The sequence below is a fragment of the Streptomyces sp. NPDC058257 genome (assembly GCF_042881845.1).
Classification (GTDB): Bacteria; Actinomycetota; Actinomycetes; order Streptomycetales; family Streptomycetaceae; genus Streptomyces.
Map to the genome: position 1 here is coordinate 70,085 of NZ_JBHVXJ010000024.1, position 26,554 is coordinate 96,638.

23 protein-coding genes are annotated in these 26,554 nt (G+C 69.5%); 4 read left to right on the plus strand and 19 right to left on the minus strand.

The genetic code is table 11. The annotated features are described in order from the left end of the window. The first annotated feature begins 142 nt into the window (after positions 1 to 142). A complete protein-coding gene (bldD, locus tag ACFVXC_RS36840) occupies positions 143 to 643 on the plus strand; it encodes a transcriptional regulator BldD (protein ID WP_135330908.1) in 501 nt (166 codons plus the stop codon). 209 nt (positions 644 to 852) lie between these two features. Here the strand turns inward: bldD and nusB are convergent, their stop codons facing one another. The 13 genes from nusB to ACFVXC_RS36905 all read right to left on the minus strand — a co-directional run bounded on the left by nusB (position 853) and on the right by ACFVXC_RS36905 (position 13,942). Continuing rightward, positions 853 to 1,287 (minus strand): transcription antitermination factor NusB, encoded by a 435-nt coding sequence (nusB, locus tag ACFVXC_RS36845; RefSeq protein WP_389914783.1) that lies wholly within the window; start codon positions 1,285 to 1,287, stop codon positions 853 to 855. 2 nt (positions 1,288 to 1,289) lie between these two features. Further along, positions 1,290 to 1,856, minus strand: a complete 567-nt coding sequence (gene efp, locus ACFVXC_RS36850) for an elongation factor P (RefSeq protein ID WP_389914786.1) — start codon at positions 1,854 to 1,856, stop codon at positions 1,290 to 1,292. A 60-nt stretch (positions 1,857 to 1,916) separates the two neighbouring features. Next, complete coding sequence (locus ACFVXC_RS36855; protein WP_389914789.1) at positions 1,917 to 3,023, minus strand: M24 family metallopeptidase; 1,107 nt, start codon at positions 3,021 to 3,023, stop codon at positions 1,917 to 1,919. 108 nt (positions 3,024 to 3,131) lie between these two features. Further along, positions 3,132 to 4,073 (minus strand): Pro-rich N-terminal domain-containing protein, encoded by a 942-nt coding sequence (locus ACFVXC_RS36860; protein ID WP_389914791.1) that lies wholly within the window; start codon positions 4,071 to 4,073, stop codon positions 3,132 to 3,134. Between the two features lie 161 nt (positions 4,074 to 4,234). After that, the gene (gene aroB / locus ACFVXC_RS36865; RefSeq protein WP_389914793.1) at positions 4,235 to 5,383 is read right to left on the minus strand and encodes a 3-dehydroquinate synthase; all 1,149 of its coding nucleotides are present in this window, start codon (positions 5,381 to 5,383) and stop codon (positions 4,235 to 4,237) included. After that, the gene (locus ACFVXC_RS36870; protein WP_389914795.1) at positions 5,380 to 5,895 is read right to left on the minus strand and encodes a shikimate kinase; all 516 of its coding nucleotides are present in this window, start codon (positions 5,893 to 5,895) and stop codon (positions 5,380 to 5,382) included. Before ACFVXC_RS36870 ends, aroB begins: the two co-directional genes overlap by 4 nt. Then, positions 5,892 to 7,076, minus strand: coding sequence for a chorismate synthase (gene aroC, locus ACFVXC_RS36875; RefSeq protein ID WP_389914797.1), 1,185 nt, complete (start codon positions 7,074 to 7,076; stop codon positions 5,892 to 5,894). Before aroC ends, ACFVXC_RS36870 begins: the two co-directional genes overlap by 4 nt. A gap of 130 nt (positions 7,077 to 7,206) precedes the next feature. Further along, positions 7,207 to 8,046, minus strand: a complete 840-nt coding sequence (locus tag ACFVXC_RS36880) for a shikimate dehydrogenase (RefSeq protein ID WP_389914800.1) — start codon at positions 8,044 to 8,046, stop codon at positions 7,207 to 7,209. Beyond that, positions 8,036 to 9,841, minus strand: coding sequence for an endolytic transglycosylase MltG (gene mltG, locus ACFVXC_RS36885; RefSeq protein WP_389914803.1), 1,806 nt, complete (start codon positions 9,839 to 9,841; stop codon positions 8,036 to 8,038). Before mltG ends, ACFVXC_RS36880 begins: the two co-directional genes overlap by 11 nt. Positions 9,842 to 9,965: 124 nt before the next feature. Further along, on the minus strand, positions 9,966 to 10,430 hold the full coding sequence (gene ruvX, locus ACFVXC_RS36890) for a Holliday junction resolvase RuvX (protein ID WP_389914917.1): 465 nt from the start codon (positions 10,428 to 10,430) through the stop codon (positions 9,966 to 9,968). 20 nt (positions 10,431 to 10,450) lie between these two features. Continuing rightward, positions 10,451 to 13,120, minus strand: a complete 2,670-nt coding sequence (gene alaS, locus ACFVXC_RS36895) for an alanine--tRNA ligase (protein WP_389914806.1) — start codon at positions 13,118 to 13,120, stop codon at positions 10,451 to 10,453. Continuing rightward, positions 13,120 to 13,485: a DUF6167 family protein gene (locus tag ACFVXC_RS36900; RefSeq protein WP_389914809.1), complete on the minus strand. Its 366-nt coding sequence runs from the start codon at positions 13,483 to 13,485 to the stop codon at positions 13,120 to 13,122. The genes alaS and ACFVXC_RS36900 overlap by 1 nt, the downstream gene beginning before the upstream one ends. Positions 13,486 to 13,492: 7 nt before the next feature. After that, complete coding sequence (locus tag ACFVXC_RS36905) at positions 13,493 to 13,942, minus strand: DUF948 domain-containing protein (protein WP_389914812.1); 450 nt, start codon at positions 13,940 to 13,942, stop codon at positions 13,493 to 13,495. Positions 13,943 to 14,102: 160 nt separating this feature from the next. On the opposite strand from ACFVXC_RS36905, the gene ACFVXC_RS36910 reads away from it, so the two are divergent. Beyond that, entirely contained in the window at positions 14,103 to 16,283 is a 2,181-nt protein-coding gene (locus tag ACFVXC_RS36910; protein ID WP_389914815.1) for an ATP-binding protein, read from the plus strand. Here ACFVXC_RS36910 and rpsD read toward each other — a convergent pair. The 5 genes from rpsD to ACFVXC_RS36935 all read right to left on the minus strand — a co-directional run bounded on the left by rpsD (position 16,271) and on the right by ACFVXC_RS36935 (position 21,447). Next, positions 16,271 to 16,885: a 30S ribosomal protein S4 gene (gene rpsD / locus ACFVXC_RS36915; protein WP_361834513.1), complete on the minus strand. Its 615-nt coding sequence runs from the start codon at positions 16,883 to 16,885 to the stop codon at positions 16,271 to 16,273. The genes ACFVXC_RS36910 and rpsD overlap by 13 nt on opposite strands. Positions 16,886 to 17,266: 381 nt before the next feature. Next, on the minus strand, positions 17,267 to 18,616 hold the full coding sequence (locus tag ACFVXC_RS36920) for a replication-associated recombination protein A (protein WP_389914818.1): 1,350 nt from the start codon (positions 18,614 to 18,616) through the stop codon (positions 17,267 to 17,269). A 44-nt stretch (positions 18,617 to 18,660) separates the two neighbouring features. Further along, positions 18,661 to 19,314, minus strand: a complete 654-nt coding sequence (locus tag ACFVXC_RS36925; protein WP_389914820.1) for a vitamin K epoxide reductase family protein — start codon at positions 19,312 to 19,314, stop codon at positions 18,661 to 18,663. 152 nt (positions 19,315 to 19,466) lie between these two features. Further along, the gene (gene hisS, locus ACFVXC_RS36930) at positions 19,467 to 20,729 is read right to left on the minus strand and encodes a histidine--tRNA ligase (protein WP_389914822.1); all 1,263 of its coding nucleotides are present in this window, start codon (positions 20,727 to 20,729) and stop codon (positions 19,467 to 19,469) included. 13 nt (positions 20,730 to 20,742) lie between these two features. Next, entirely contained in the window at positions 20,743 to 21,447 is a 705-nt protein-coding gene (locus tag ACFVXC_RS36935; protein WP_389914824.1) for an MBL fold metallo-hydrolase, read from the minus strand. A gap of 146 nt (positions 21,448 to 21,593) precedes the next feature. Here ACFVXC_RS36935 and ACFVXC_RS36940 point away from each other — a divergent pair, with 146 nt between their 5' ends. Both ACFVXC_RS36940 and ACFVXC_RS36945 read left to right on the plus strand, forming a co-directional pair. Next, positions 21,594 to 22,415, plus strand: a complete 822-nt coding sequence (locus tag ACFVXC_RS36940) for a peptidylprolyl isomerase (RefSeq protein WP_389914827.1) — start codon at positions 21,594 to 21,596, stop codon at positions 22,413 to 22,415. 134 nt (positions 22,416 to 22,549) lie between these two features. Beyond that, positions 22,550 to 23,782 (plus strand): DUF349 domain-containing protein, encoded by a 1,233-nt coding sequence (locus ACFVXC_RS36945; protein ID WP_389914830.1) that lies wholly within the window; start codon positions 22,550 to 22,552, stop codon positions 23,780 to 23,782. Between the two features lie 97 nt (positions 23,783 to 23,879). On the opposite strand, the gene ACFVXC_RS36950 is transcribed toward ACFVXC_RS36945, so the two are convergent. Beyond that, on the minus strand, positions 23,880 to 26,483 hold the full coding sequence (locus ACFVXC_RS36950) for a RelA/SpoT family protein (RefSeq protein ID WP_389914832.1): 2,604 nt from the start codon (positions 26,481 to 26,483) through the stop codon (positions 23,880 to 23,882). Positions 26,484 to 26,554: the final 71 nt, after the last annotated feature.

Here is a 26,554-nt window from a genome sequence, read left to right on the forward strand (position 1 = left end):
GCGCCATCCACGTTACCAGCACCGGCAACACCCCCGGTCACGACCCCCCTCGGAGGGGGCGGTACGGACCATTCGGCTTGACGCACCCAAGTAACGCTGCGTAACCTCACAGTGAGTTACCGTTCTTCGTCCGGGGAGCTATATGTCCAGCGAATACGCCAAACAGCTCGGGGCCAAGCTCCGTGCAATCCGTACCCAGCAGGGCCTTTCCCTCCACGGTGTCGAGGAAAAGTCCCAGGGACGCTGGAAGGCGGTCGTGGTCGGTTCGTACGAACGCGGCGACCGCGCCGTGACCGTACAGCGCCTCGCCGAGCTGGCGGACTTCTACGGAGTCCCGGTTCAGGAACTGCTGCCCGGCACCGCCCCGGGCGGTGCGGCCGAACCGCCGCCCAAGCTCGTGCTCGACCTCGAGCGCCTGGCGCACGTCCCGGCCGAGAAGGCGGGACCGCTGCAGCGATATGCGGCCACGATCCAGTCGCAGCGCGGTGACTACAACGGCAAGGTGCTCTCGATCCGCCAGGACGACCTGCGCACTCTCGCCGTGATCTACGACCAGTCGCCCTCGGTTCTCACCGAGCAGCTGATCAGCTGGGGCGTCCTGGACGCGGACGCGCGCCGCGCCGTCGCCCACGACGACGTCTGATCCCTCAAGGGAGAGCTGAGCAGAAACGTAACGCCGGGGTGGCCGGAACCGATCGGGTTCCGGCCACCCCGGCGTTCTGCGTACGCCTCTGTGCCCTCAGAGGGCACAGAGGCCCCAGGGATCCCAGGGAGCGCCAGAGGGCCCGCAGCGCGTCGCTGCGGGCCCTCTGAGCGGCATGGGAGGCTCGCGCCTCGCGTGGTGTCGCGGCCTTACGCCTCGTCGCGGCGCAGGGTCGGCTTCAGGTCCTTGAAGCGGCCGAGCAGTCCGTTCACGAAGGACGGCGAGTCGTCCGTGGAGAACTCCTTGGCGAGCTGCACGGACTCGTCCATGACCACGGCGTCCGGCGTCCCGTCGACCCAGATCAGCTCGTAGGCACCGAGCCGCAGGATGTTGCGGTCGACAACCGGCATCCTGTCCAGGGTCCACGCGACGGCGTACTGCGAGATCAGCTCGTCGATGCGGCGCGCGTGCTCCGCGTACCCCTCGACCAGCTCCATCGTGAACTCGCTCACCGGCGGCTGCCGGGTGTCGGACCGCGAGTGACGCACCCAGTCCGCGAGGACCGTCACTACGTCGGCACCACGCTGGTCGGCCTCGAAGAGGATCTGGAAGGCGCGCTTGCGGGCCGTATTACGAGCAGCCACGGTTAGCTGTTCACCCGGCCGAGGTAGCCACTGTCACGGGTGTCGACCTTGATCTTCTCGCCCGTGGTGATGAAGAGCGGGACCTGGATCTGGTGGCCGGTCTCCAGCGTCGCGGGCTTGGTGCCACCGGTGGAGCGGTCGCCCTGGACACCGGGCTCGGTCTCCTGGATGACGAGCTCGACCGCGGCGGGCAGCTCGACGAAGAGGACCGAGCCGTCGTGCTGCGCGACGGATGCCGTGAAGCCCTCGATCAGGAAGTTGGCGGCGTCACCGACGGACTTGCGGTCGACGTGCAGCTGGTCGTACGTCTCCATGTCCATGAAGACGAAGTAGTCGCCGTCCATGTAGGAGAACTGCATGTCGCGCTTGTCGATCGTCGCCGTGTCGACCTTGACGCCGGCGTTGAAGGTCTTGTCGACGACCTTGCCGGACAGCACGTTCTTGAGCTTGGTGCGCACGAAGGCGGGGCCCTTGCCGGGCTTGACGTGCTGGAACTCGACGACGGACCAGAGCTGGCCCCCGTCGAGCTTGAGCACCAGGCCGTTCTTGAGGTCGTTCGTGGAAGCCACGGTTGCGGAATCTCCTGGACTGACGTGGACGACCCCGGCGCGCGCGCACAGCTCGAAAAGCTAGAGCGCGAGCAGCTCCTTGGTCGTGATGGTGAGTAGCTCGGGTCCGCCGTCCGCCTCGGGGCGCACGACGAGCGTGTCATCGATCCGGACACCACCCCGTCCCGGGATGTGAACCCCCGGTTCGACGGTGACCGGCACGCAAGCGTCCAGTTTACCCATGGCCGCGGGCGCCAACTGCGGGTCCTCGTCGATTTCGAGCCCCACCCCGTGCCCCATCAACGCAGGGAGACCGTCCGCATACCCTGCGGAGTCCAGTACGTGGCGTGCCGCACGGTCGATGTCACGGTAGGCCGCACCTGGTGCGAGAGCCTCCCTGCCCGCCCGCTGAGCGGCGAAGACGAGGTCGTAGAGATCGATCTGCCAGTCCGCGGGAGACGTACCGATGACGAACGTACGTCCGATCTCGCAAAGGTAGCCGCGATAACTCGCCCCCAGGCACACGGAGAGGAAATCTCCCTCCTCCACTCGCCGGTCCGACGGCCGGTGGAGGCCGCGGCCGGAGTTCGGCCCGGTGCCCACGGAGGTCGGGAAGGCGGGCCCGTCCGCGCCGTGGTCCACGAGACGGCGCTCGAGTTCCAGGGCGAGATGGCGTTCCGTACGCCCCACCAGAATGGATTCGAGCAGCTCACCGAGCGCCTGGTCGGCGATCTCGGAGCCGATCCGCAGGCAGGAGATCTCCTCCTCGTCCTTGACGAGGCGCAGTTGTTCGACCGCTCCCCCGAGGTCCGCCAGCCGCAGCCGCGGCGCGACGGATCCAAGGGCGCGGTGCCGGGCGACCGTGAGGTCGTGCTCCTCGATGGCCAGCGAGTCGGCACCCTGCGCGGCCGCGAGATCGGCACCCGCGACGGCCGGATCCCCACTTGACGCGTCGAGCAGCTGCACCCGCAGCCCCGCGTCGGGTCTCCCCTCGCCCTGCCCGTCACCGAGCGGACCGCCGCACAGCAGCAGATCCTCGCTGCTGCCCAGCAGGAGCACGGAGCCGTGCGGCGCCGCTCCCGCGAGATACCGCACGTTGGCGGGACGGGACACCAACGCCGACGCGCTGCCACCCGCGGCACAGCGCTCCCTCAGCCGCTCACGGCGGGCCGCGTACACCTCTGACATGGCACGAGCCTACGAGCGGCGGCGCGGGACGGCCGGTTCAGCGCGTCCGACCGAGCGGTCAAGGGCATACCTGGGGGCATCCCGGGGGGTATGCGGAAGCGGTCGGGCCTACCACTGCGGCGGGCTCGCGATGGAGCGTGCGAGCACGTCGTCCAGGACGCGGGCGGTGGCGGGAACGTCCAGCTGGGAATTATCGATGATGGGAAGCCCCGAGCCGTACCAGCCCGCCATGCGGCCGTGGATGCGGGCCACTTCCTCGTCCGTGAGGCGGCGATTGCCGCTGCGCTCGGCGTTGCGCTCCAGGACGATCTCCAGGCCGGGCAGCAGGACCACCGGCAGCAGCCCTGGACCCACGTGGCGCTTCCAGCCGCCGAGGCCGACGACCGGGCGGTCGGGGAAGACCGCGTCGTCGAGGATGCACGAGATGCCGTTGGCCAGGAAGTTCCGTGCGGCGAAGCCGCAGGTGCGGCGGGCCAGGCGGTACTGCGCCTCGGAGTGGTCGTTCCAGCCGGACTGGGGGTCCGCGAACCCCGAGCGGACCCATTCGCGTACGTCGTCGAGGCTGATGTGGGCGGTCGGCACCCGGCGGTGCTCCGCCCAGAACTTGGCGACGCTCGTCTTGCCCGCGCCCGCGGGGCCGATCAGGAGGACGGCGAGGGTGGTGGCGCCGCTGTCGGCCTGGGCCGTGCCGGGCGGGGGGCTCGGCATGGCGACGGGGCCGCCGGGCGGCAGCTGGATGTGGCCGGTCGTGTCCGGGGTCGGCGGCACGGGGGCACCACCCGGCACGTGATGGTGCTGCGGGGCTCCCGGCACCGGGGCGTGCGGGCGCGGGGCCGGGCTCTGCGGATGCGGGCCCGGTCCCTGCGGATGCGGGGCCGTGCCCGGTGGGTGCGGGGCGCCGGCGAAGCCAGGCGCGGGAGGCGGTGGGCCGCCCGGCGCGGCACCCGGCGGCGGACCGCTCGGGTGGTGTGCGGCCGGGGACCAGCCGGTGGCTGGTCCGTGCCCCGGCTGATGGGGCGGCGGCAGCGGAGACCCCACTGCGTGCTGCATCCGGTGCCACTCCGTCTCGTGCGACTGACGCTGGTCGGGCGGCGGCCGGGGCCACCCGTTACCGAACGGTACCGCCCCCGGCCGACGTTGTGTGAACGGCCGGGGAGGCCGCAGGGTGCCCGTGGCTTGTTCCGATGGGCCGATTCGGCGCTGCTTGAGCGCTAGTTCGCCACTTCGCCGTACGCGGCGAGCAGCATCGCGGGATCGGGTCCCTCCAGGACGGTCGGCTTGCCGAGGCCGTCGAGGACGATGAAACGCAGCAGGTCACCGCGGGACTTCTTGTCGACCTTCATGGTCTCCAGGAGCTTGGGCCACTGGTCGTAGCGGTAGCTCAGGGGCAGACCGACCGACTCCAGGACCGCGCGGTGCCGGTCGGCGGTCGCGTCGTCAAGGCGCCCCGCGAGGCGGCCGAGTTCGGCCGCGAAGGCCATGCCCACGGAGACGGCGGCGCCGTGCCGCCACTTGTAGCGCTCGTTCTTCTCGATGGCGTGGGCGAGCGTGTGACCGTAGTTGAGGATCTCGCGCAGGCCCGACTCCTTGAGGTCGCCGGAGACGACTTCGGCCTTGACCTTGATGGAGCGCTCGATCAGCTCGGCGGTGCGCGGGCCCTGCGGGCTGCGCGCCGCCTGCGGGTCCTCCTCGATCAGTTCGAGGATCGCCGGGTCGGCGATGAAACCGGCCTTGATGATCTCCGCGAGACCCGACACGAAGTCGTTGACCGGCAGCGAATCGAGCGCGGCGAGGTCGCACAGCACGCCGGTGGGCGGGTGGAAGGAGCCGACGAGGTTCTTGCCCTCGGCGGTGTTGATGCCGGTCTTGCCGCCGACCGCGGCGTCCACCATGCCAAGCACGGTGGTCGGTACGGCGATCCAGCGGACCCCGCGCAGCCAGGTCGCGGCCACGAACCCGGCGAGGTCCGTGGTGGCTCCGCCGCCGACACCGATGATGATGTCGCTGCGGGTGAAGCCGGACTGGCCGAGCGCCTTCCAGCAGTACGCGGCGACCTCGGCGGTCTTGGCCTCCTCCGCGTTCGGCACCTGGATGGCGACGACCTCGAACCCCTGTCCCGCCAGGTCGTCACGGAGTGCGTCACCGGTCTCGGCGAGCGCCTCCGGGTGGATGATCGCGACGCGCTTGGTCCGCTCGCCGATCAGGGCGGGCAGCTCACCTAGGAGCTGCCGTCCGACGAGCACCTCGTACGGCTCGGTGCCCGCGGTGCCGCCGACCTGGATGCGGGTGGGCGCCTGGGCGGTGGGTGCCTGGGCGGTGGGTGCCTGGGCGGTGGGTGCCTGCCCCGAAATCTCCGTCATGCTTCCTTCAACTCCAGTGCGTCGAGGACCGCTTGGGCGACCTCTTCGGGGGTGCGGTCGTCGGTGGCGACGACGGCGCGGGCGACTTCGGCGTACAAGTGGCGCCGGGCGTCCATCAGTTCGCGCCACTGCTTGCGCGGGTTGACCGCGAGCAGGGGGCGCGCGACGTTCAGGCCGGTGCGCTTGACCGCCTCCTCGACGTCCATCGAGAGATAGACGACGGGGTGCGGTGCGAGAAGCGCGCGGGTCGAGTCGTCGAGGATCGCGCCCCCGCCGAGCGCGAGGATCCCCGCGTGCTCGGTGAGCGCCGTGCGCACGGCCTCCCGCTCCAGGTCGCGGAAGTGCGCCTCCCCCTCGTCCAGGAAGATGTCCGAGATCTCCCGGCCCTGTACGAGAACGATGTCGGCGTCGGTGTCGCGGTAGACGGTGCCGAGGCGCTCGGCGAGCAGTGCGCCCACCGTCGACTTGCCCACGCCCATCGGCCCGACCAGAACGATCTGCGGGCCGGTCACCGGATCTGCAGGTTGTCGAGGTACGACGCGACGTTCCGCCGGGTCTCGGGCACGCTGTCGCCGCCGAACTTCTCGGCGACGGCGTCGGCCAGGGTCAGCGCGACCATGGCTTCGGCGACGATGCCCGCGGCCGGGACCGCACACACGTCGGAGCGCTGGTGGTGGGCCTTGGTGGCCTCGCCGGTGGCGACGTCGATGGTGGCCAGCGCGCGCGGCACGGTCGCGATGGGCTTCATCGCGGCGCGCACGCGGAGCAGTTCACCGGTGGTCAGGCCGCCCTCGGTGCCGCCGGAGCGGCCCGATGTGCGCCTGATGCCGTCGTCGGTGGAGACGATCTCGTCGTGCGCCTTGGAGCCCGGCACCCGCGCGAGGTCGAAGCCGTCGCCGACCTCGACGCCCTTGATGGCCTGGATGCCCATGAGCGCGGCGGCGAGCCGCGCGTCGAGCCGCCGGTCCCAGTGCACGTGCGAACCGAGCCCGACGGGCACGCCGTACGCCAGGACCTCGACCACACCACCCAGCGTGTCGCCGTCCTTGTGGGCCTGGTCGATCTCGGCGACCATCGCCTTGCTCGCGTCCGCGTCGAGGCAGCGCACCGGGTCGGCGTCGAGCTTCTCGACATCGGCCGGGGTGGGGTAGACGCCGTAGGGCGCCTTGGCCGCCGCCAGTTCCGTGACGTGGCTGACGATCTCGATCCCGGCCGTCTCCTTGAGGTACGAGCGGGCGACCGCGCCGAGCGCGACGCGGGCCGCGGTCTCGCGGGCCGAGGCGCGCTCCAGGATCGGCCGGGCCTCGTCGAAGCCGTACTTCTGCATGCCCGCGAGGTCCGCGTGGCCGGGCCGGGGCCGGGTCAGCGGGGCGTTGCGGGCCAGGTCGGCGAGGATCTCGGGGTCGACCGGGTCGGCCGCCATGACCTGTTCCCACTTGGGCCACTCGGTGTTGCCCACCATGATCGCGATCGGCGAGCCCATGCTCAGGCCGTGCCGGACACCGCCGAGGAAGGTGATCTCGTCGCGCTCGAACTTCATGCGCGCACCGCGCCCATAGCCGAGGCGCCGCCGGGCCAGGTGGTCCGCCACCATCTCCGTGGTGATCGGCACGCCGGCGGGAAGACCCTCCAGCGTCGCGACAAGTGCGGGTCCGTGGGACTCTCCCGCGGTCAGCCAACGCAACCTGCTCAACGGTGCTCCTCATGCTCGCGCCTGGAACTGCGTGACGCGACCGGGTGCGCGGCCCTGGCCCGCCACCCCTGATCCTCCCACGTCGGGGGGCGGGACCCGCCCTCCGGTCCAGAAAGCGGACGGCTCGGGGTCAGTCCTGGCGCGCCGCCAGCGCGTGCTCCCCGGCCTCGCGCATCGCGGCCAGCGGCGCGGACGCGTGCCCGGTCATCTGCTCGACCTGCAGCACGGCCTGGTGCACGAGCAGGTCGAGCCCGCTGACGACGGCACCGCCGTACATCGACCAGCGAGCCGCCAGAGCGGTGGGCCACGGGTCGTACAGGACGTCGAAGAGGGTCGCGGGGCGCTCCGGCACGGCGGCCGAGAGCGCGTCGGTCGCACCCGCCGGCGTCGTGGCGATCACCAGCGGCGCGCTCAGCGCGCGTTCGGCGTCCGCCCAGTCCTCCGTCCGCACCTGCACGTCGAGCCGCTCGCCCCACTGCCGCATCTCGGCGGCGCGCGCCTGGCTGCGTACGTACACGACGACCTCGCCCGCGCAGATCCGCGCCAGCGCGGCGAGCGCGGACGACGCGGTGGCGCCCGCGCCGAGGATCGCGGCCGACTCGACCTGCTCGATGCCGCGTTCCCGCAGGGCGGCGACCATGCCGGGGATGTCGGTGTTGTCGCCGGCGCGGCGGCCGTCCTCCGTGAAGACGACGGTGTTGACCGCCTCGACGGAGGCGGCCGTCTCGCTGATCTCGTCGAGCAGCGGGATCACCGCGCGCTTGAGCGGCATCGTCAGGGAGAGCCCGGCCCAGTCGGGACCGAGGCCCTTCAGGAAGCCGGGCAGGGCCGCCTCGTCTACGTCGAACAGGTCATACGTCCATTCGGCCAGACCCAGCTCCCCGTATGCGGCGCGGTGCAGCACCGGGGAGAGGGAGTGGGCGATGGGTGAGCCGAGGACTGCGGCTCGGCGGCCATGCTCAGTCGCCATTCTTCTGCCGATCGTTGAATTCCCGCACTAGCCTATCGTGCTCGGCCAGCGTCTTGGTGAACTGGGTTTTCTTTCCGTCGACAGAGACGAAGAACATCCAGCCGCTACCGTCCGGGCCAATTGTCGCCGCCAGCGCCTCGTCACCCGGGTTTCCGATTGGTCCTGGCGGAAGGCCCTTGTGGTAATAGGTGTTGTACGGGTCAGGATCAGTCCGGATCTTTGAGATCGGGATATTGATCTCGCTCTGACCCTTAAGGTAGTTGTACGTCGAGTCGAACTCGAGCTTCTGGTTGGTCACGGTGTTGGACGACTTGAGACGGTTGTATACAACGGCCGCCATCTTCTTGAAGTCGTCGTGCGTCATACCTTCGGCCTGGACGAGGCTGGCCACCGTGAGGACCTGCAGCGGGTTCTCCAACTGCAGGTCGGCCGCCTTCGACTTGAGGCCCAACTCGTCGTACTTCTCGGTAGCTCGGGAGACCATGTTCTTGAGGATGGCCTCAGGCTTCTGGCCCTTGGCAACCCCATAGCTGGAGGGGTAGAGGAACCCTTCGAGCGGATCCTTGATGTCCTTGCTGGTGTTCGCCCAGTCAGGAAGGCCGAGCGTCTTCCATTCCTTCTTGGCAACGCCCTCGGTCGTGCCCTTTTCGAGCTTCAGGCGCGTATCGATCTGCTTGTAGACCCACGAGTTCCGCTTACCCTCGGGAATGATGAGGTTATTGCGGCTCTTGGGGCTGAGCATCAGCTCTACGGCACTCTTGGCCGACATCTGTTTCTTCAGGGTATAGACGCCGGCCTGAATGGAATTTCCATTGGAGTTCTGCGCCTGCGCGGAGACGAAAGCGTCCACGCTCTTGACGATTCCGGCTTCCTTCAGTTTCTGGCCGATCACATAGCCGCCGGAATCCTTGGGGATGTCGACGGTGGCGGTTCCCATACCTTCGCCCGCGAAATCCGGTGCCGTACCGAATCGGTCCTGGTAGAACTGATAGCCGAAATAGCAGACCCCGCCGAGACCGCCACCGAAGACCAGCGTCACGACCAGGCACGCGCAGCCACTCCTGCGCTTCTTCGGTTTCTTGCCACCCCGTCCGCCTCGACGGTCCCCGCGCCCACCACGGCGCCCCGGCGGATCGTCGCCCTCGTCCTCGTCGTCATCGGCGCCGGAGAAGAAGGCGTGTTCGCCCTGGTCCGGACCCGGATCCCAGTCCTGCTGCGGCTCAGGGTCGGGACGGCGGCGGGACGGCGGCTCCGGCGGGGGGTACGCGTCAGGGGTCCCGTAGTAGTCGGGGCTCTCCGCGCCGTAGCCGCCGGGCTGGTTGCCGTAGGGGTCCGACGGATCGGCGCCGTACGGGACCTGGCCTTGGTGCCCGTTGTCCCAGCCACCGTTGTACGGCTGCTCCGGACTCCCGCCGTACTGAGGATCCGGACTCCCGCCGTACTGAGGATCCGGGCCCCCGCCGTACTGAGGCTCGGGGCTGCCGCCGTACTGCTGCTGCGGATCGCCGTTGTACTGCTGTTCCGGACCCCCGCCGTACTGCTGCTGCGGATCGCCGTTGTACTGCTGCTGCCCGACAGGCCCGCCGTACTGCTGTTGGCCGTAAGCCTGCTGCCCGCCCGTGCTCCAGTCGTCGTACTGCGCATGCTGCTGCGGCTGCTGAGGGTAGTACTGCCCCTGGCCGCCGTAGGAGGACGGACCGGCGGAGGCCTGCTGTCCTCCCCATCCGCCGTCCCCGTACAACGGGTCCTCGGGATGCCACGGTTCGGAGCCTGGGCCCCGGCCATACTCAGTCATCGATCCCCTACATGCCGCGAGGCGGGATCGCCGTCTAAGTGATCGGGCAACCGTTCCGCCTCTTGCTGCTGTGCGGCAGCTGTTCGAACACCGCCGCATCGCGCGGAACGTTACCGTATCGCGATCAGATGACCACTTCGACGCCCTCGCCCGGGGCATTGCCTGACGCCCGTTCGGACTCAAGGGCCTGCTGCAGGATGATGACGGCCGCCGCCTGATCGATGACAGACCTGCCCTTTTTGGACTTCACGCCTGAGGCGCGCAGCCCCTGACTGGCCGTCACTGTGGTCATCCTCTCGTCCACGAGCCTCACCGGAACGGGGGCCACCGAGCGGGCGAGGTCCTGGACGAACACGCGGACCTTGACGGCCGCCGGGCCCTCGCCCCCGTTGAGGGAGCGAGGGAGTCCGACGACGATCTCGATCGGTTCGTACTCGTCGACGAGCTGCTTCAGGCGGCGCCGCGCGGCCGGGACATCGCGTCCCGGCACCGTCTCCACCGGCGTGGCGAGGATCCCGTCGGGGTCGCACGAGGCGACCCCGATCCGGGCATCGCCGACATCGATGGCCAGACGCCGGCCCCTGCGCATGCCCCCCTCGGAGTCGGACATCAGGCCGTCTCTGCCACGAGGCGCTCGACGGCGGCCATGGCATCGCCGATGGCCGCGGCGTTCTGGCCGCCGCCCTGAGCGACGTCCGGCTTGCCACCGCCACCGCCACCGAGGGTCTTGGCGGCCGTACGGACGAGGTCACCGGCCTTGAGACCGCGCTCGCGGGCGGCTTCGTTCGTGGCGATGACCGTCAGCGGGCGGCCATTGGCCGTCGTGAACAGGGCCACCACGGCCGGGCGGTCGCCGGGGATGCGGTGGCGTACGTCGAGGACCAGCTTGCGCAGGTCGTCGGCGCCCGTGCCGTCCGGCACCTGACCGGTGACGAGAGCGACACCCCGTACGTCCTTGGCCTGGTCGACGAGACCGGCGGCGGCCGCCAGGACCTTCTCCGCGCGGAACTTCTCGATCTCCTTCTCGGCGTCCTTCAGCTTGCCGAGCATGGCGGAGACCTTCTCGGGCAACTCCTCGGAACGGCCCTTGACCAGCTCCTGGAGCTGGGCGACGACCGTGTGCTCCTTGGCGAGGAAGTTGTACGCGTCGACGCCGACCAGGGCCTCGATACGGCGCACGCCCGAGCCGATGGACGATTCGCCGAGCAGCTTCACCAGGCCGAGCTGGGCGGTGTTGTGCACGTGCGTGCCGCCGCACAGCTCCTTGGAGAAGTCACCGATGGTGACCACGCGCACCCGCTCGCCGTACTTCTCGCCGAATTCGGCGATGGCGCCCTGCTTCTTGGCGTCGTCGATCGACATGACCTCGGCCTGCACGTCGAGTTCGTGCGCGAGCACTTCGTTGATCTTCTGCTCGACGTCCGTCATGACGGCCGTGGGCACGGCCGACGGGGAGCCGAAGTCGAAGCGGAAGCGGCCCGGCTGGTTCTCGGAACCGGCCTGGGCAGCCGTCGGGCCGAGCGCGTCGCGCAGCGCCTGGTGCGTGAGGTGCGTGGCGGAGTGGGCGCGGGCGATGGCACGACGGCGGTGCACGTCGATGGAGGCCCAGACCTGGTCGCCGACGGTGATCTCACCGACCTGGACGACACCCTTGTGGACGTGTACGCCGGGGACCGGCTTCTGCACGTCACGGATCTCGACGACCGCGCCGTTGTCCAGGCGGATCCGGCCGGAGTCGGCGATCTGGCCGCCGCCCTCGGCGTAGAAGGGGGTGCGGTCGAGGACGACCTCGACCTCGTCGCCCTCGCGGGCGGCGGGGGACGAGACGCCGTTGACCAGGAGGCCGACGATCACGGCCTCGTTCTCGGTGAGGGTGTAGCCGGTGAAGTCGGTGGCGCCGGAGTTGTCGGCGATCTCGCGGTAGGCGTGCAGATCGGCGTGGCCGGTCTTCTTGGCCTGGGCGTCGGCCTTGGCCCGCTCCCGCTGCTCCTTCATCAGGCGCCGGAAGCCGTCCTCGTCCACGGTCAGGCCCTGTTCGGCGGCCATCTCCAGGGTGAGGTCGATCGGGAAGCCCCACGTGTCGTGCAGCAGGAAGGCCTTGTCGCCGGAGAGGACCTTGCCACCGGCGGTCTTGGTCTCGGTGACGGCGGTGTCGAGGATGTTCGTGCCGCCCTTGAGAGCCTTGAGGAAGGCGGCCTCTTCGGCGAGCGCGACGGTCTCGATGCGCTTGCGGTCGGATCGGAGTTCGGGGTACTGCTCGCCCATCGACTCGATGACCGTGCCGACGAGCTCCAGCGCGACCGGGCCCGTGGCGCCCATCAGACGCATGTTGCGGATGGCGCGGCGCATGATGCGGCGCAGTACGTAACCGCGGCCTTCGTTGCCGGGCGTGACGCCGTCGCCGATGAGCATCACGGACGTGCGCATGTGGTCGGCGACGACGCGCAGGGAGACGTCCGAGCCCTGCTCGGCGCCGTACCGCACGCCGGTCAGTTCGGTGGCCGTGTCCATGATCACGCGCAGGGTGTCGGTCTCGTACATGTTCTGTACGCCCTGCAGGATCATGGCGAGACGCTCAAGACCGAGGCCGGTGTCGATGTTCTTGCTGGGCAGCTCGCCGAGGATCTCGAAGTCGTCCTTCGATGTGCCCTCACCGCGCTCGTACTGCATGAAGACCAGGTTCCAGATCTCCACGTAGCGCTCGTCGTTGACGGCCGGGCCGCCCTCGACGCCGAACTCGGGGCCGCGGTCGTAGTTGATCTCGGAGCAGGGGCCGCAGGGGCCGGGGACGCCCATGGACCAGTAGTTGTCCTTCTTGCCCAGGCGCTGGATGCGCTCGGCGGGGACGCCCACCTTCTCGCGCCAGATGGTCTCGGCCTCGTCGTCGTCGAGGTAGACCGTCACCCAGAGGCGCTCGGGGTCCAGGCCGTAGCCACCGTCCGCCACGGAGCTGGTGAGCAGCTCCCAGGCGTACGTGATGGCGCCTTCCTTGAAGTAGTCGCCGAAGGAGAAGTTGCCGCACATCTGGAAGAACGTGCCGTGGCGCGTGGTCTTGCCGACCTCTTCGATGTCGGGCGTACGCACGCACTTCTGCACGCTCGTGGCGCGCGAGAACTGCGGCTTGACCTCACCCAGGAAGTAGGGCTTGAAGGGCACCATGCCGGCGGGGACGAGGAGCAGAGTCGGGTCGTCCGCGATGAGCGACGCCGAAGGGACGACGGTGTGCCCGCGCTCCTCGAAGAAGCTCAGCCAGCGGCGGCGAATCTCGGCCGACTCCATCAGTGGTCCTCATTCCGGTTGTACGAGTACTTCGAATTCGAGAGGTACTTGCCCTGCTTGTTCTTGTCGGTCTTGCTGGTCTTGGCGTTCTCGATGGCCACGACCACACGGCGCTGCCCGGGGAGTTCCTGGTCGACCGGGGCTTCGAGGCCGAGGGCCTCGCCCAGTTCGGCCTCGCGCTGGGCCATGCCGTCGCGGACGTCGAGAGCGAAGTCCTTGAGTTTGTGACCCGCCTCGACCGCCTTGTTCGCGGCCTGCGCCGCGAGGCTTTCGGGGGTCAGTTGCTTGATCTTGCGGTTGACCTTGGTGGTGGCCCACACACCGGCAGCGGCGCCCGCGGTGAACCAGAACGTACGGCGGAACATCGCTGCGTCAGTCCTTCTTCCGCTTGCCCCGCCGCCGCGCTGAGGGGAGGGTGCGCCCCACGATCACGGTACGTCGGGCGGGCGCCGGGGGCACATTGTTTGATTCGGGTCCTGCCTTGCGGCCCAGGGCCCTGCGCACCCCGTAACCGAACGCCGCGACCTTGACGAGGGGCCCGCCGAAGGTGGAGGCCACCGTCGAGGAGAGCGCGGACGCGTTCGACGTGACTTCCTGCACGTCGGAGGCGATGGCGTCGACCCGGTCGATCTGGGTCTGCGCGGAGCGCACCGCGGTGGAGGCGTCCGCGAGAAGCGGGACGGCCTGCTCGGTCACATCCGCGACGAGCTTGGTGGTCGCCTTGAGCGTCTGCGCCAGTCTCACCAGCGCCACGGCCAGGAAGGAGACCAGGATCGCCCAGAAGACGGCCACCAGGATCCCGGCCACCTCTCCACCCGACACTGCGCACCGCTCCCTGAACATCGGCCCTGAACATCGAAAAGTCGTCACCCGACCCTATCGCGCCGGGGCCAGGGCTCCGCACCGCATTACCGCGTCGGACCAAGGGAGTTACCTCTATTGATTGTACGGAGTGCTTACGCATCGGTACGCTCCGTAGATCATGCGACGCGATCAGCGCACGGGCGACCACCGGCACAGCTCCTCCGCACGGCCGCCGAGACCGGGCAACCTCCCTCTGGAGCTCAACGCCTTCGTCGGTCGTATCGACGAACTCTCCTCTCTCGCAGCCGAGTTGGAGTCCGGACGCCTGGTCACGGTGACCGGCGTCGGCGGCGTCGGGAAGTCGCGCGTGGCCGTCCGGGCCGCCTGTGACGCCGCGCCGCGGGACGGCGCCTGGCTGGTGGAGCTCGCGGCGGTCCGGGACCCGGATCTGGTCGAACACTCGGTCGCCGACGCGCTGCGCCTGACGGATCACACCCACCGCACACCGCGCGAGGTGCTCATCGAGCATCTCGCGGAGCGGGAAGTCCTCCTCGTCGTCGACGGGTTCGAACACCTGGTGGAGGCGTGTGCCTCCCTGGTGGGGGATCTGCTGCTCCGCTGCCCCGGGCTCCGCGTGCTCGCGGTGGGGCGCCGGCCTCTCGACACCGGGGGCGAGCGGATCTTCCCGCTCGCGCCGCTGCCCACACCGGACGCGACCGCGCTCTTCGCCGACCGTGCGGCCGCGGGGCTCTCGGGCTTCGCCCTGGACGAGGGGAACGAGGCCGACGTGGTGGAGCTGTGCCGCCGCCTCGACGGGATCCCGCTGGCCGTCGAGCTGGCGGCGGGGCGGCTGCGGGCGCTCTCGCCCGCGCAGCTCCTCTCCCGGCTCGACGACCGTTTCACGCTGCTCACCGGGACCCGGCGCGATGTGCAGCCGCGGCATCAGACCCTGCGTACGGCCATCGGCTGGAGCCATGAGCTGTGCACGGCGGGCGAGCGCCTGCTGTGGTCGCGCCTCTCCGTGTTCTGCGGCCCCTTCGACCTGGAGGCTGCCGAGTACATCTGCAGTGGGGACGGCCTGCACGCCGACGACGTACTCGACGTACTCGACGAGTTGATCGCCCAGTCCGTCGTGACCCGCGAGGAGGGACCGACGGGCGTCCGCTACCGCATGCTCGACACGGTCCGGGCCTACGGCGCCGACTGGCTGGAGGCGACCGGCGACTGCGCGCGGATGCGGCGTCGGCACCGCGACTGGTACATGGGGCTCGCCACCTGGTGCGAGCTGGACTGGTTCTCACCGCGCCAGGCGCGGGTCGCCGAACTCCTCGACCTGGAACTGCCCAATCTGCGGGGCGCCCTCGAGCACTGCCTGACCGAGCCGGACGAGACTCATCTGGGCCAGTATCTGGCGGGCAGCCTGTGGTTCTACTGGGTCGGCTGCGGGCGGCTCGCGGAGGGGCGGCACTGGCTCGACCGCGCACTCGAACTGGACGGCGACCACGACGACTCGCGCCTCAAGGCGCTGTGGGTGCTCGGCTATGTGGCGGTTCTGCAGGGCGACACGGTGGCCGCGCTCGCGGCGCTGCAGGAGTGCAAGGACGAGGCGGAGCGCACGGGCAGCGCCATCGCGACCGCGTACGCCGTGCACCGCATCGGCTGCCTGGCGCTCCTGGACGACGACATGCCGCGCGCCGAGAGCCTGCTGCGCTCGGCCCTCGACCAGTACCACGAGATCGGCGAGCTCAACAGCAATGTCCTGATGGGCCAGGTCGAGCTGGCGATGGCCCTCGCCTTCCGCGGCGAGCTCGCCGACGCGGTCGTGCTCTGCGAGGACGTACGCCAGGTCTGCGAGGACCACGGCGAGCGCTGGACCCTCGCGTACGCCCTCTATGTCCTCGGCTTCGCGGCCTGGACGCGCGGTGACGCGGCGACGGCACGGGAGCTGGTCATGCGGTGCCTGGCTCTGGACCACGCCTTCAACGATCTGCTCGGCACGGTGCTCGCGATCGAGCTGCTCGCCCTGTTCACCGCGGTGGAGGGCGACCCGGCCGAAGCCGCGGTACTACAGGGCGCCGCGTCCCGCATCTGGCCGTCGGTGGGCCTTCCGCTGTTCGGCTCCGGATACTTCGGAGGGCCGCACGAGCTGTGCGAATCGAAGGCCCGCGAGCAACTGGGTGACGCCCGTTACGAGGAGTGCGTAGCCGCCGGGACCCGTCTGACCGCGGACGCGGCGGTGTCGCGGGCCCTGGGAACGGGCCCCGGGGAGAACGCAAGAACCCGTCGCCCGCCCCACCAAGAAGGCAGGGCGGGCGACGGGCTGAAGCAGGGAGAGCTACGTCCGGGTCAGCGGGCGTAGTACTCGACGACGAGCTGCTCGTCGCAGATCACGGGGATCTCCTTGCGGTTCGGGTCACGGTCCAGACGGAAGGCCAGGGCCTTCAGGTTCACCTGGAGGTAACGCGGGATCTCACCGTCGGGGGCGAAGCCACCCTCACGCGAGACCACGAACAGCGGCTTCTCACGGCTGCGCTCGCGGACCATCACGACGTCGTCGGGACGGACGCGGAACGACGGCTTGTCGACCTTGCCGCCGTTGACCTCGATGTGGCCGTGGCTGACCATCTGACGGGCCTGGTAGATCGTGCGGGCGATGCCCGAACGAAGGATCAGGGCGTCGAGACGGCGCTCGAGCTCGATGACCAGAGCCTCGCCGGTCTTGCCTTCGGCCTTCTTGGCGCGGTCGTAGGCACGAGCCATCTGCTTCTCGCTGATGTCGTACTGCGCACGCAGACGCTGCTTCTCGAGCAGACGGACCTTGTAGTCCGAGTTCTGCTTGCGCCCACGGCCGTGCTCGCCCGGCGGGTAGGGGCGGGCCTCGAAGTACTTGACGGCCTTCGGGGTCAGCGCGATGCCGAGGGCACGCGACTTCTTGACCTTGGGGCGGGACTGGTTCGTCATGAACCAACCTCTCTGTTCCATGTGAAATCGGCTTCACCAGGGTTAGGGGAGGTCGCATCCGCAGCCTGGGAAACCCATCGGATCCGGTGGTTCTGGATCCGGCGGGCAGCCGCTCCCTGGTCTGGGCACTATGTGCAGCACGCGAGTGGCCCACCGACCGCTTCCCGGAGTACGAGATGGTGGTGGGCTGCCCGCGACACCTTCGACGGTGCGCGACGCTCCTGGAGATTCCTGGACGGTGAGGTCCGGGGCTCCGGCTGGATGTCCCGTTCTGGTGGCGCCGGTACGAGACCGGACACGGGACGCAGCACTTCGGGCAAGTGTACCGGGTGACGGAGGGTGCCTCCGACGCGGGCCGCGAGGCACAGCGGCGGGGTGGGGCTACTCGCCCTTGAGGCGCTCGCGGACCCGCTCGACCACGTCGGCGTACCTCGCCTCGGCGCCGTAGCGAGTGGGTTGGTAGTAGCGCTTGGCGGCCACGGTGTCGGGTGCGTACTGCTGGGCGGCGATCGCGCCCGGCACGTCGTGCGGGTACACATAGCCCTGGGCGTGGCCGAGCTTGGCCGCTCCCTTGTAGTGACCGTCGCGCAGGTGGGGCGGGACGGGGCCCGCGAGTCCCGCGCGGACGTCGGCCTGGGCGGACTGGATGGCGATCGTGGCGGCGTTCGACTTCGGGGCCAGGGCGAGGGCGATCGTCGCGTGGCTGAGGGTGAGCGCGGCCTCCGGGAAGCCGATCATGGCGACGGCCTGGGCGGCGGCGACCGCCGTGGGCAGGGCTGTGGGGTCGGCGAGGCCGATGTCCTCGCTCGCGGAGATCATCAGGCGCCGTGCGATGAAGCGGGGGTCCTCGCCCGCCTCGATCATCCGGGCCAGATAGTGCAGGGCCGCGTCCACGTCCGAACCGCGGATGGACTTGATGAGGGCGCTCGCGACGTCGTAGTGCTGGTCGCCGTCGCGGTCGTACGTCACGGCTGCGCGGTCGACCGACTCCTCCAGGGTCTGGAGGGTGATCTCCTTCTCGCCCTTGGCGATGGCCGAGCCCGCGCCCGCCTCCAGGGCGGTGAGCGCGCGCCGGGCGTCGCCGCCCGAGATCCGGAGCAGGTGCTCCTCGGTGTCCTCGGGCAGTTCCACCGCGCCGCCAAGGCCCCGCTCCTCGGTGAGCGCCCGGCGCAGCAGGCCGCGCAGGTCGTCGTCCGTGAGCGGTTCGAGCGTGAGGAGGAGGGAGCGGGACAGGAGCGGGGAGATGATCGAGAAGTACGGGTTCTCGGTCGTCGCCGCGATCAGGGTCACCCAGCGGTTCTCGACGGCGGGCAGCAGCGAGTCCTGCTGGGCCTTGCTGAAGCGGTGGATCTCGTCCAGGAAGAGGACGGTCTCCTTGCCGTGGCCGCCCATGGCCCTGCGAGCCCCCTCGATGACCGCGCGCACTTCCTTCACGCCCGCGGTGATCGCGGAGAGCTCCACGAAGCGCTTGTTCGTGGCCTTCGAGACCACGTACGCGAGGGTCGTCTTGCCGATGCCCGGCGGCCCCCACAGGAACACCGACGACGGTCCCGCCGGTCCTCCCCCGCCCTCGCCCACCAGCCTCCGCAGGGGCGAGCCCCGCTTCAGCAGATGCTGCTGGCCGACGACTTCTTCGAGGGTGCGCGGGCGCATCCGGACGGCCAGGGGACTTGTCGAAGGGTCCTTCTCCTGGCGGTCCTCGGCAGCTGCGGTGAACAGATCGGGCTCCACGCTTCGAACCCTACGTCAGCCCACTGACAACGCCGTCAGCGCTGTCAGCTGGTCCAGAAGTCCCACCAGCGCGTGAGGATCAGCATCCCGATGATGCCGACGTGCAGCACCGGCAGCACCCAGGTGAACTCGCTGAAGAAGGTGCGCAGCCAGGAGGGCGCGGGCAGGAAGCCGTTGCGGATGTTGAAGGAGGTCACGTACCAGAACATGGTGATCGTGGCGGCCCAGGCCAGGCAGCACCACAGGCACAGCGAGTTGATCTCGTACAGCGACTGGTACATCAGCCAGGTGCAGAACCCGACCCCGAAGAGCATGCCCGCGTTCAGCGTCAGCCAGTACCAGCGCGGGAAGCGCGCACGGCCCAGCAGGCTCATGCCGACACAGATCACGACCGCGTACGCCGCGATGCCCAGCATCGGGTTCGGGAACCCGAAGGCCGACGCCTGCTCGCTCTTCATGATGTTGCCGCAGGAGACCACCGGATTGAGACTGCACCCCGGCGTGAAGTCCGGGTCCTCAAGGAGCTTGAACTTGTCCAGCGTGATCACCCACGCCGCGAGCAGCCCCGCCGCACCCGTGATCACCAGGAGCAGCGCGAACGCACGGCTCCCGCCGACGCCGCGTGGCGCGTCCGCCCCGTCCCGCTCGCGATCGTGGTCGGAGGGGCGGCTCTCGCTTGCCGGGGTCGTCTTGCTCATCACGCCGTTCCGTCGCTTGTGGGGGCCTGCGGGCAGGGACATTGTGCCGCACGCGCGCGGGTGTCCACCGTTCGATGGACATAAGGAGGTACGCGCGAAGGGCCCCGGGCGTTCGGTACGCCGGGGCCCTCCATTTTCGTCTTCGCGTGCGGCTAGGCCAGCTTGCCCTTCAGGACGTCCACGATGGAGTCCACCGCGACGGCGTCCTGCTCACCGGACTCCATGTCCTTGAGCTGTACGACGCCCTCGGCGAGGTCCCGCTCACCGGCGACGATCGTGAAGCGCGCGCCACTGCGGTTGGCGTTCTTCATGGCTCCCTTGAGCCCCTTGCCGCCGTACGAGAAGTCGGCCGCGACGCCCGCCCTGCGCAGCTCCGTCACCTTGGAGAACAGGACCCGCCTGGCCTCGTCGCCGAGCGGCACCGCGAACACGCTTGTCGCGGAGGGCAGTTCGAGCTCCACGCCCTCGGCCTCCAGGGCCAGGACCGTGCGGTCCACGCCGAGCGCCCAGCCGACCGACGGCAGCGAGGGGCCGCCGATCATCTCGGACAGGCCGTCGTAACGGCCGCCGCCGCCCACCGCGGACTGCGAGCCGAGGCCGTCGTGGACGAACTCGAAGGTCGTACGGGTGTAGTAGTCCAGGCCGCGCACCAGCTTGGGGTCGTCCTCGTACGCGACGCCCTCCGACGTCAGGAGCTCACGCACCTGCTCGTGGTACGCCTTGCACGCGTCGCACAGGTAGTCGCGCAGCATCGGGGCGCCGACCAGCTGCTTCTGGACCTCGTCGCGCTTGTCGTCCAGGACCCGCAGCGGGTTGATGTCGATACGTCGACGTGTCTCCTCGTCCAGATCGAGCCCGCGCAGGAAGTCCTGCAGCGCGGCGCGGTAGACGGGGCGGCACTCCTTGTCGCCGAGCGAGTTCAGCAGGATGCGGAACTGCGACAGGCCGAGCGAGCGGTACGCCTGGTCGGCGAGGATGATCAGCTCGGCATCGAGAGCCGGGTCCTCGGCGCCGATCGCCTCGGCGCCGACCTGCGAGAAGTGGCGGTAGCGGCCCTTCTGCGGGCGCTCGTAGCGGTAGTACGAGCCGGAGTACCAGAGCTTGACCGGGAGGTTGCCCGCCTTGTGCAGGTTGGCCTCGAGGGCCGCGCGCAGCACGGACGCGGTGCCCTCGGGGCGCAGGGCGAGCTGGTCGCCGCCCTTGGTCTCGAAGGCGTACATCTCCTTGGAGACGATGTCGGTGGACTCGCCGACGCCGCGCGAGAACAGCTCGACGTTCTCGAAGCCGGGCGTCTCGACGTAGCCGTACCCGGAGTTCCGCAGCGGCGTGGCGATGGCCTCGCGCACCGCCAGGTACTTCGCTGAGTCCGGCGGCAGCAGGTCGTAGGTGCCCTTGGGGGCCTTGAAGGTGCTCACGGGTTTTCTCTCGTCACATTCCTCGTCGGGGAGCGTCGGCTCCCAGGCCGGCGGCCACCTGGCGCAGATACGGGTTGGTGGCGCGCTCACGGCCGATCGTCGTGTGCTCGTTGTGACCCGGCAGGACCACGGTCGAGTCGTCGAGCGGCAGGCACACGCGCGCCAGCGACTCGAGCATCTCGTCCTGCGATCCGCCGGGCAGGTCGGTGCGTCCGATGGAGCCGGCGAAGAGCAGGTCGCCCGAGAAGAACACCGAGGGGACCTCGGCGGACTCGGGCAACTGGAAGGTCACCGACCCCTTCGTATGCCCCGGCGCGTGCGCGACGGAGAAGTCGAGACCGGCGAGCTTCAGGCGCGCGCCGTCGGTCAGTTCCTTGACGTCGGAGGGCTCCCCCACGGTCAGTTCGCCGAGGAGCTGCGCGCCGAAGGAACGGCCTATGCCCTTCTCCGGGTCGCTCATCATGTACCGGTCGTCGGGGTGGATCCACGCGGGCACGTCATGCGCCCCGCAGACCGGGACGACCGAGGCGACATGGTCGATGTGGCCGTGGGTGAGGACGACCGCGACAGGCTTGAGCCGATGCTTCTTGAGTGCGTCCTCGACTCCCTCGGCGGCCTGATGGCCCGGGTCGATGATCACGCACTCCTCACCTGCGGCGGGGGCGACCAAGTAGCAGTTGGTGCCCCAGACCCCGGCGGGAAACCCGGCAATGAGCACGATCGTCCTTCGTTCGTCGTCCGGCGGAGGTGGCCGCGTGGGATCGCGGCAGATCAGAGCCTACCGGCGCTCCCGATTCCACAGCTAACCCATATACGGTACGGGGCACACAGAAGCGGTCATCCACGCAGAGGAGAGATCACCCGGTGGTCAGCAACGATCAGCGGCGGCGTCAGCTCGCCCGGGAGAAGTTCTTGCGGCAGCAGCAGCGCCGGGAGGCGGCGCGGCGCAAGGCGCGGATGCGCAACGCGGTGATCGCCTCGGCGCTCGCAGTGGTCCTGGCCGGTGGCGCGGTGTCGTACGCGGCAGGCGCCTTCGACGACGACGGCAAGCCGACCGGCGAGGCAGCCGCGAACCCCACCACCAAGGCGGACCCCTGCCAGAAGCCCGCGAGCGGCAAGGTGAAGCCGCTCAGCTTCAAGAAGGAACCCGCGCTGTCGATCGACAAGTCGGCGGCGTACGCGATGAAGCTGAGCACGACCTGCGGCGACATCGGCCTTGACCTCTCGGCGGCGAAGGCCCCGCACACCGTCAACTCCTTCAACTTCCTGGTGAACAAGGGCTACCTCGACCACACCAAGTGCCACCGGCTGACCACGGGCGGCATCTACGTCCTGCAGTGCGGCGACCCGAAGGGCACCGGCGAGGGCGGCCCCGGCTACTCGATCCCCGACGAGAACCTCAAGGACAAGAAGCTGAAGGGGAACGTGTATCCGGCGGGCACGGTGGCGATGGCCAACCAGTACAACGCCCAGAAGAAGAAGGGCCGTGACAGCGGCGGCAGCCAGTTCTTCCTGGTCTACCAGGACAGTCAGCTCCCGCCCGACTACACACCGTTCGGGACCATTTCCGATTCCGGGATGAAGGTGCTCAAGAAGATTGCCGACGCCGGCGAGAGCACCGGGCAGGGCGACGGCGCCCCGAACGCGACGGTCGTCATCAACAAGGCGACCGTGTCGAAATCCTGACCGCTGGCAGGCAAACTTCCAACGTGCGGGATGCGGACAGCCGCCCCGCCGGTCGCCTATGTTGGCGGTGACGAAACTGTGGACGATGCCGGGGGTCGCAAGGCCCTGCACAGGCATCATGTGGAGGAGGCGCTGTGAGCAGCGACCCGTGGGGCCGCGTCGACGAGACGGGGACCGTGTACGTGCGCAAGGCCGACGGCACCGAGCGCGAAGTCGGTTCGTGGAAAGCGGGATCTCCTGACGAGGCCCTTGCCTACTTCGAGCGCAAGTACGACGGTCTGGTCGTCGAGATCGGACTTCTCGAGCGCCGGGTGAAGACGACCGACCTGTCGGCCAAGGACGCCATGACCGCCATCGACCACCTGCGCACGCAGGTGGACGAGGCACACGCGGTCGGTGATCTGGACGCCTTGAGCAAGCGCCTGGACAAGCTCGTCGAGACCGTCGACGCGCGCCGGGAAGAGCGCAAGGTCCAGAAGGCCAAGCAGTCGGACGAGGCCAGGCACTCCAAGGAGGCGCTGGTCGTCGAGGCCGAGGAGCTCGCCCAGAGCGAGCAGTGGCGGGCGGCGGGCGAGCGTCTTCGCGCCCTGGTGGACACCTGGAAGGGTCTGCCGCGCCTCGACCGCAAGTCGGACGACGAGCTGTGGCACCGCTTCTCGCATGCCCGCTCGGCGTTCTCCAAGCGTCGCAAGGCCCACTTCGCCTCGCTGGACGCCCAGCGCGAAGAGGCCCGCAAGACCAAGGAGAAGCTGGTCGGCGAGGCAGAGGCCCTCTCCGGTTCGACCGACTGGGGTCCCACGGCCGCGCGGTACCGCGACCTGATGACCGAGTGGAAGGCCGCGGGCCGCGCCCAGCGCGAGCACGAGGACGATCTGTGGAACCGCTTCCGCGGCGCCCAGGACGTGTTCTTCGCGGCGCGCAGCTCGGTCTTCGCGGAGCGGGACGCCGAGCAGACGGAGAACCTGAAGCTGAAGGAGGAGCTGGCCGAGGAGGCCGAGAAGCTCGTCCCGGTGAAGGACCTCAAGTCGGCGCGCGCCGCCTTCCGGGCGCTCAACGAGCGCTGGGAGGCCATCGGCCACGTCCCGCGTGACGCGCGGCCGAAGGTCGAGGGCCGGATGCACGCGGTGGAGCGGGCCCTGCAGGACTCCGAGGAGACCGAGTGGCGCCGTACGAACCCTGAGGCACGTGCGCGTGCCGCGGGTCTGACCGGTCAGCTGCAGGCCGCTGTCGACAAGCTGGTCGACCAGATCGACAAGGCGCGCACGGCGGGCAACGACGCCAAGGCCGACAAGCTCCAGAGGGAGCTCGACGGCCGCCAGGCTCTGCTCGACCAGGCGCTGAAGGGTCTGCACGAGTTCGGCGGCTGAGTTTTCCGCTGTCTCCGTAGAGGGGCTCCCGTACGTGATGTACGGGAGCCCCTCTACGTAGTGGACCGGTTTACGGCCTGCGCGGTAGTGGACCGGTTTACGGCCTGCGCGCAGACGTCACCCTGTACACGTCGTACACACCCTCGACTCCCCTGACGGCCTTGAGTACGTGCCCCAGGTGCTTGGGGTCTCCCATCTCGAACGTGAAGCGCGAGGTGGCGACCCGGTCGCGGGAGGTCTGGACGGCCGCGGACAGGATGTTCACGTGCTGGTCCGAGAGGATGCGTGTGACGTCCGAGAGCAGGCGCGAGCGGTCAAGTGCCTCGACCTGGATGGCGACCAGGAAGACCGAGGACTGGGTGGGCGCCCACTCGACCTCGAGGATGCGCTCGGGCTCGCGCGAGAGCGAGTCGATGTTCACGCAGTCGCTGCGGTGGACCGATACGCCGCTGCCGCGCGTGACGAAGCCGATGATCGGGTCGCCGGGGACGGGCGTACAGCAGCGGGCCAGCTTGACCCACACGTCGTCGACGCCCTTGACGACGACACCGGGGTCGGCGTTGGCGCGGCGCTTGCTGCGGCCGCGTGAGGGCGGCGCGCTCTCGGCGATGTCCTCGTTGGCGGCCTCCTCGCCGCCGAGCGCCTGGACGAGCTTCTGCACGACGGACTGCGCGGTGACATGGCCTTCGCCGATCGCCGCGTAGAGGGACGAGATGTCGGGGTAGCGCATCTCGTGCGCGAGGGTGACCAGGGAGTCGCCCGTGAGGATGCGCTGGATCGGCAGGTTCTGCTTGCGCATGGCGCGCGCGATGGCGTCCTTGCCCTGCTCGATGGCCTCGTCGCGGCGCTCCTTGGAGAACCACGCGCGGATCTTGTTGCGCGCCCGCGGCGACTTGACGAAGCCGAGCCAGTCACGGGACGGGCCCGCGCCGGCCGCCTTGGAGGTGAAGACCTCCACCAGGTCGCCGTTGTCCAGGGTCGATTCGAGCGGTACGAGCCGTCCGTTGACCCGCGCTCCTATGGTGCGGTGGCCGACCTCGGTGTGCACCGCGTACGAGAAGTCGACCGGGGTCGCGCCCGCCGGGAGCGCTATGACGTCGCCCTTCGGCGTGAAGACGAAGACTTCGTTGCGCGACAGGTCGAAACGGAGCGATTCGAGGAACTCGCTCGGGTCCTCGGTCTCCTTCTGCCAGTCCAGGAGCTGGCGCAGCCACGCCATGTCGTTGAGGTGGTCGTCCTTGCCGCCGGCCTTCCTCGGCACGTCGGTGCGCACCTTGGAGGCGCCGGCGGACGGCTCCTGCTTGTACTTCCAGTGCGCGGCGATGCCGTACTCGGCACGGCGGTGCATGTCGAACGTACGGATCTGGAGCTCGACGGGCTTGCCGCTGGGGCCGATCACCGTGGTGTGCAGCGATTGGTACATGTTGAACTTCGGCATCGCGATGTAGTCCTTGAACCGGCCGGGGACCGGATTCCATCGCGCGTGGACCGTGCCGAGAGCGGCATAGCAGTCGCGGACCGTGTCGACGAGGACGCGGATGCCCACCAGGTCGTAGATCTCGGCGAAGTCGCGGCCTCGGACGATCATCTTCTGGTAGACGCTGTAGTAGTGCTTCGGGCGCCCGGTGACGGTGGCCTTGATGCGTGCGGCGCGCAGGTCGGCCTGGACCTCGTCGGTCACTATGGCCAGATACTCGTCGCGCTTGGGGGCGCGCTCGGCGACGAGGCGCACGATCTCGTCGTACATCTTGGGGTAGAGGATCGCGAAGGCGAGGTCCTCCAGCTCCCACTTGATGGTGTTCATGCCCAGGCGGTGGGCCAGGGGCGCGTAGATCTCAAGGGTCTCGCGGGCCTTCTTCTCCTGCTTCTCCCGCTTGAGATAGCGCATCGTGCGCATGTTGTGCAGGCGGTCGGCGAGCTTGATGACCAGGACGCGGGGGTCCTTGGCCATGGCGACGACCATCTTGCGCACGGTCTCGGCCTGCGCGGCCTCGCCGAACTTGACCTTGTCCAGCTTGGTGACGCCGTCGACGAGCAGGGCGACCTGGTCGCCGAAGTCGCGCTTGAGGGTGTCGAGGCCGTACTCGGTGTCCTCGACCGTGTCGTGCAGGAGGCCCGCCATCAGGGTGGCCGGGTCCATGCCGAGCTCGGCGAGGATCGTCGTCACGGCGAGGGGGTGCGTGATGTACGGGTCGCCGCTCTTGCGCTTCTGGCCGCGGTGCCAGCGCTCGGCGACCTGGTAGGCCTTCTCGATCTGGCGCAGCGTCGCCGTCTCGATCTTGGGGTCGTTGCTGCGCACTATCCGCAGCAGCGGCTCCAGGACCGGGTTGTACGGGTTGGACCGCTGGACGCCGAGGCGTGCGAGGCGGGCGCGTACGCGGTTGGAGGAGCCGGAGCGCTCGTTCTTGGCCGCCGTGGGCCGTGGCGTGGGGGTCGTGCTGCCCGCGCGGGCCTCGGTGGGGGGCCTGGGCCGCGACGGATCGGCGACCGGCTTGTCGCGCTTGGCGGCGTCGCCGGGTGCGCTCGGTGCGGGCTTGGTGCTGGGAGGCGTGCTCTCCTGCTTCGCCGGTGTGCCGCCCTTGACGGGCGTCGCACCCTTGGCGGGCGCGGCACCCTTCGCGGACGCAGGAGAGGCCCCCGCCGCGCGCTGGGCCTGCTCTGCGGCCTTGGCGGCGGTGAGTGCCTTGGACTCGTCTGGCAAGAGGCGCTCCCTGTGCGTGCGCGATCCGGGTCCTTGGGTCAGGCCCCGAAGAGCCCATGGTATCGATCCTG

Excerpts from the sequence above, each read along its gene's own strand:
- bldD (WP_135330908.1), top strand. The coding sequence starts at position 143 with ATGTCCAGCGAATACGCCAAACAGCTCGGGGCCAAGCTCCGTGCAATC.
- ACFVXC_RS36855 (WP_389914789.1), bottom strand. The coding sequence starts at position 3,023 with ATGTCAGAGGTGTACGCGGCCCGCCGTGAGCGGCTGAGGGAGCGCTGT.
- ACFVXC_RS36860 (WP_389914791.1), bottom strand. The coding sequence starts at position 4,073 with ATGCAGCACGCAGTGGGGTCTCCGCTGCCGCCGCCCCATCAGCCGGGG.
- aroB (WP_389914793.1), bottom strand. The coding sequence starts at position 5,383 with ATGACGGAGATTTCGGGGCAGGCACCCACCGCCCAGGCACCCACCGCC.
- ACFVXC_RS36880 (WP_389914800.1), bottom strand. The coding sequence starts at position 8,046 with ATGGCGACTGAGCATGGCCGCCGAGCCGCAGTCCTCGGCTCACCCATC.
- mltG (WP_389914803.1), bottom strand. The coding sequence starts at position 9,841 with ATGACTGAGTATGGCCGGGGCCCAGGCTCCGAACCGTGGCATCCCGAG.
- ruvX (WP_389914917.1), bottom strand. The coding sequence starts at position 10,430 with ATGCGCAGGGGCCGGCGTCTGGCCATCGATGTCGGCGATGCCCGGATC.
- alaS (WP_389914806.1), bottom strand. The coding sequence starts at position 13,120 with ATGGAGTCGGCCGAGATTCGCCGCCGCTGGCTGAGCTTCTTCGAGGAG.
- ACFVXC_RS36900 (WP_389914809.1), bottom strand. The coding sequence starts at position 13,485 with ATGTTCCGCCGTACGTTCTGGTTCACCGCGGGCGCCGCTGCCGGTGTG.
- ACFVXC_RS36910 (WP_389914815.1), top strand. The coding sequence starts at position 14,103 with ATGCGACGCGATCAGCGCACGGGCGACCACCGGCACAGCTCCTCCGCA.
- rpsD (WP_361834513.1), bottom strand. The coding sequence starts at position 16,885 with ATGACGAACCAGTCCCGCCCCAAGGTCAAGAAGTCGCGTGCCCTCGGC.
- ACFVXC_RS36925 (WP_389914820.1), bottom strand. The coding sequence starts at position 19,314 with ATGAGCAAGACGACCCCGGCAAGCGAGAGCCGCCCCTCCGACCACGAT.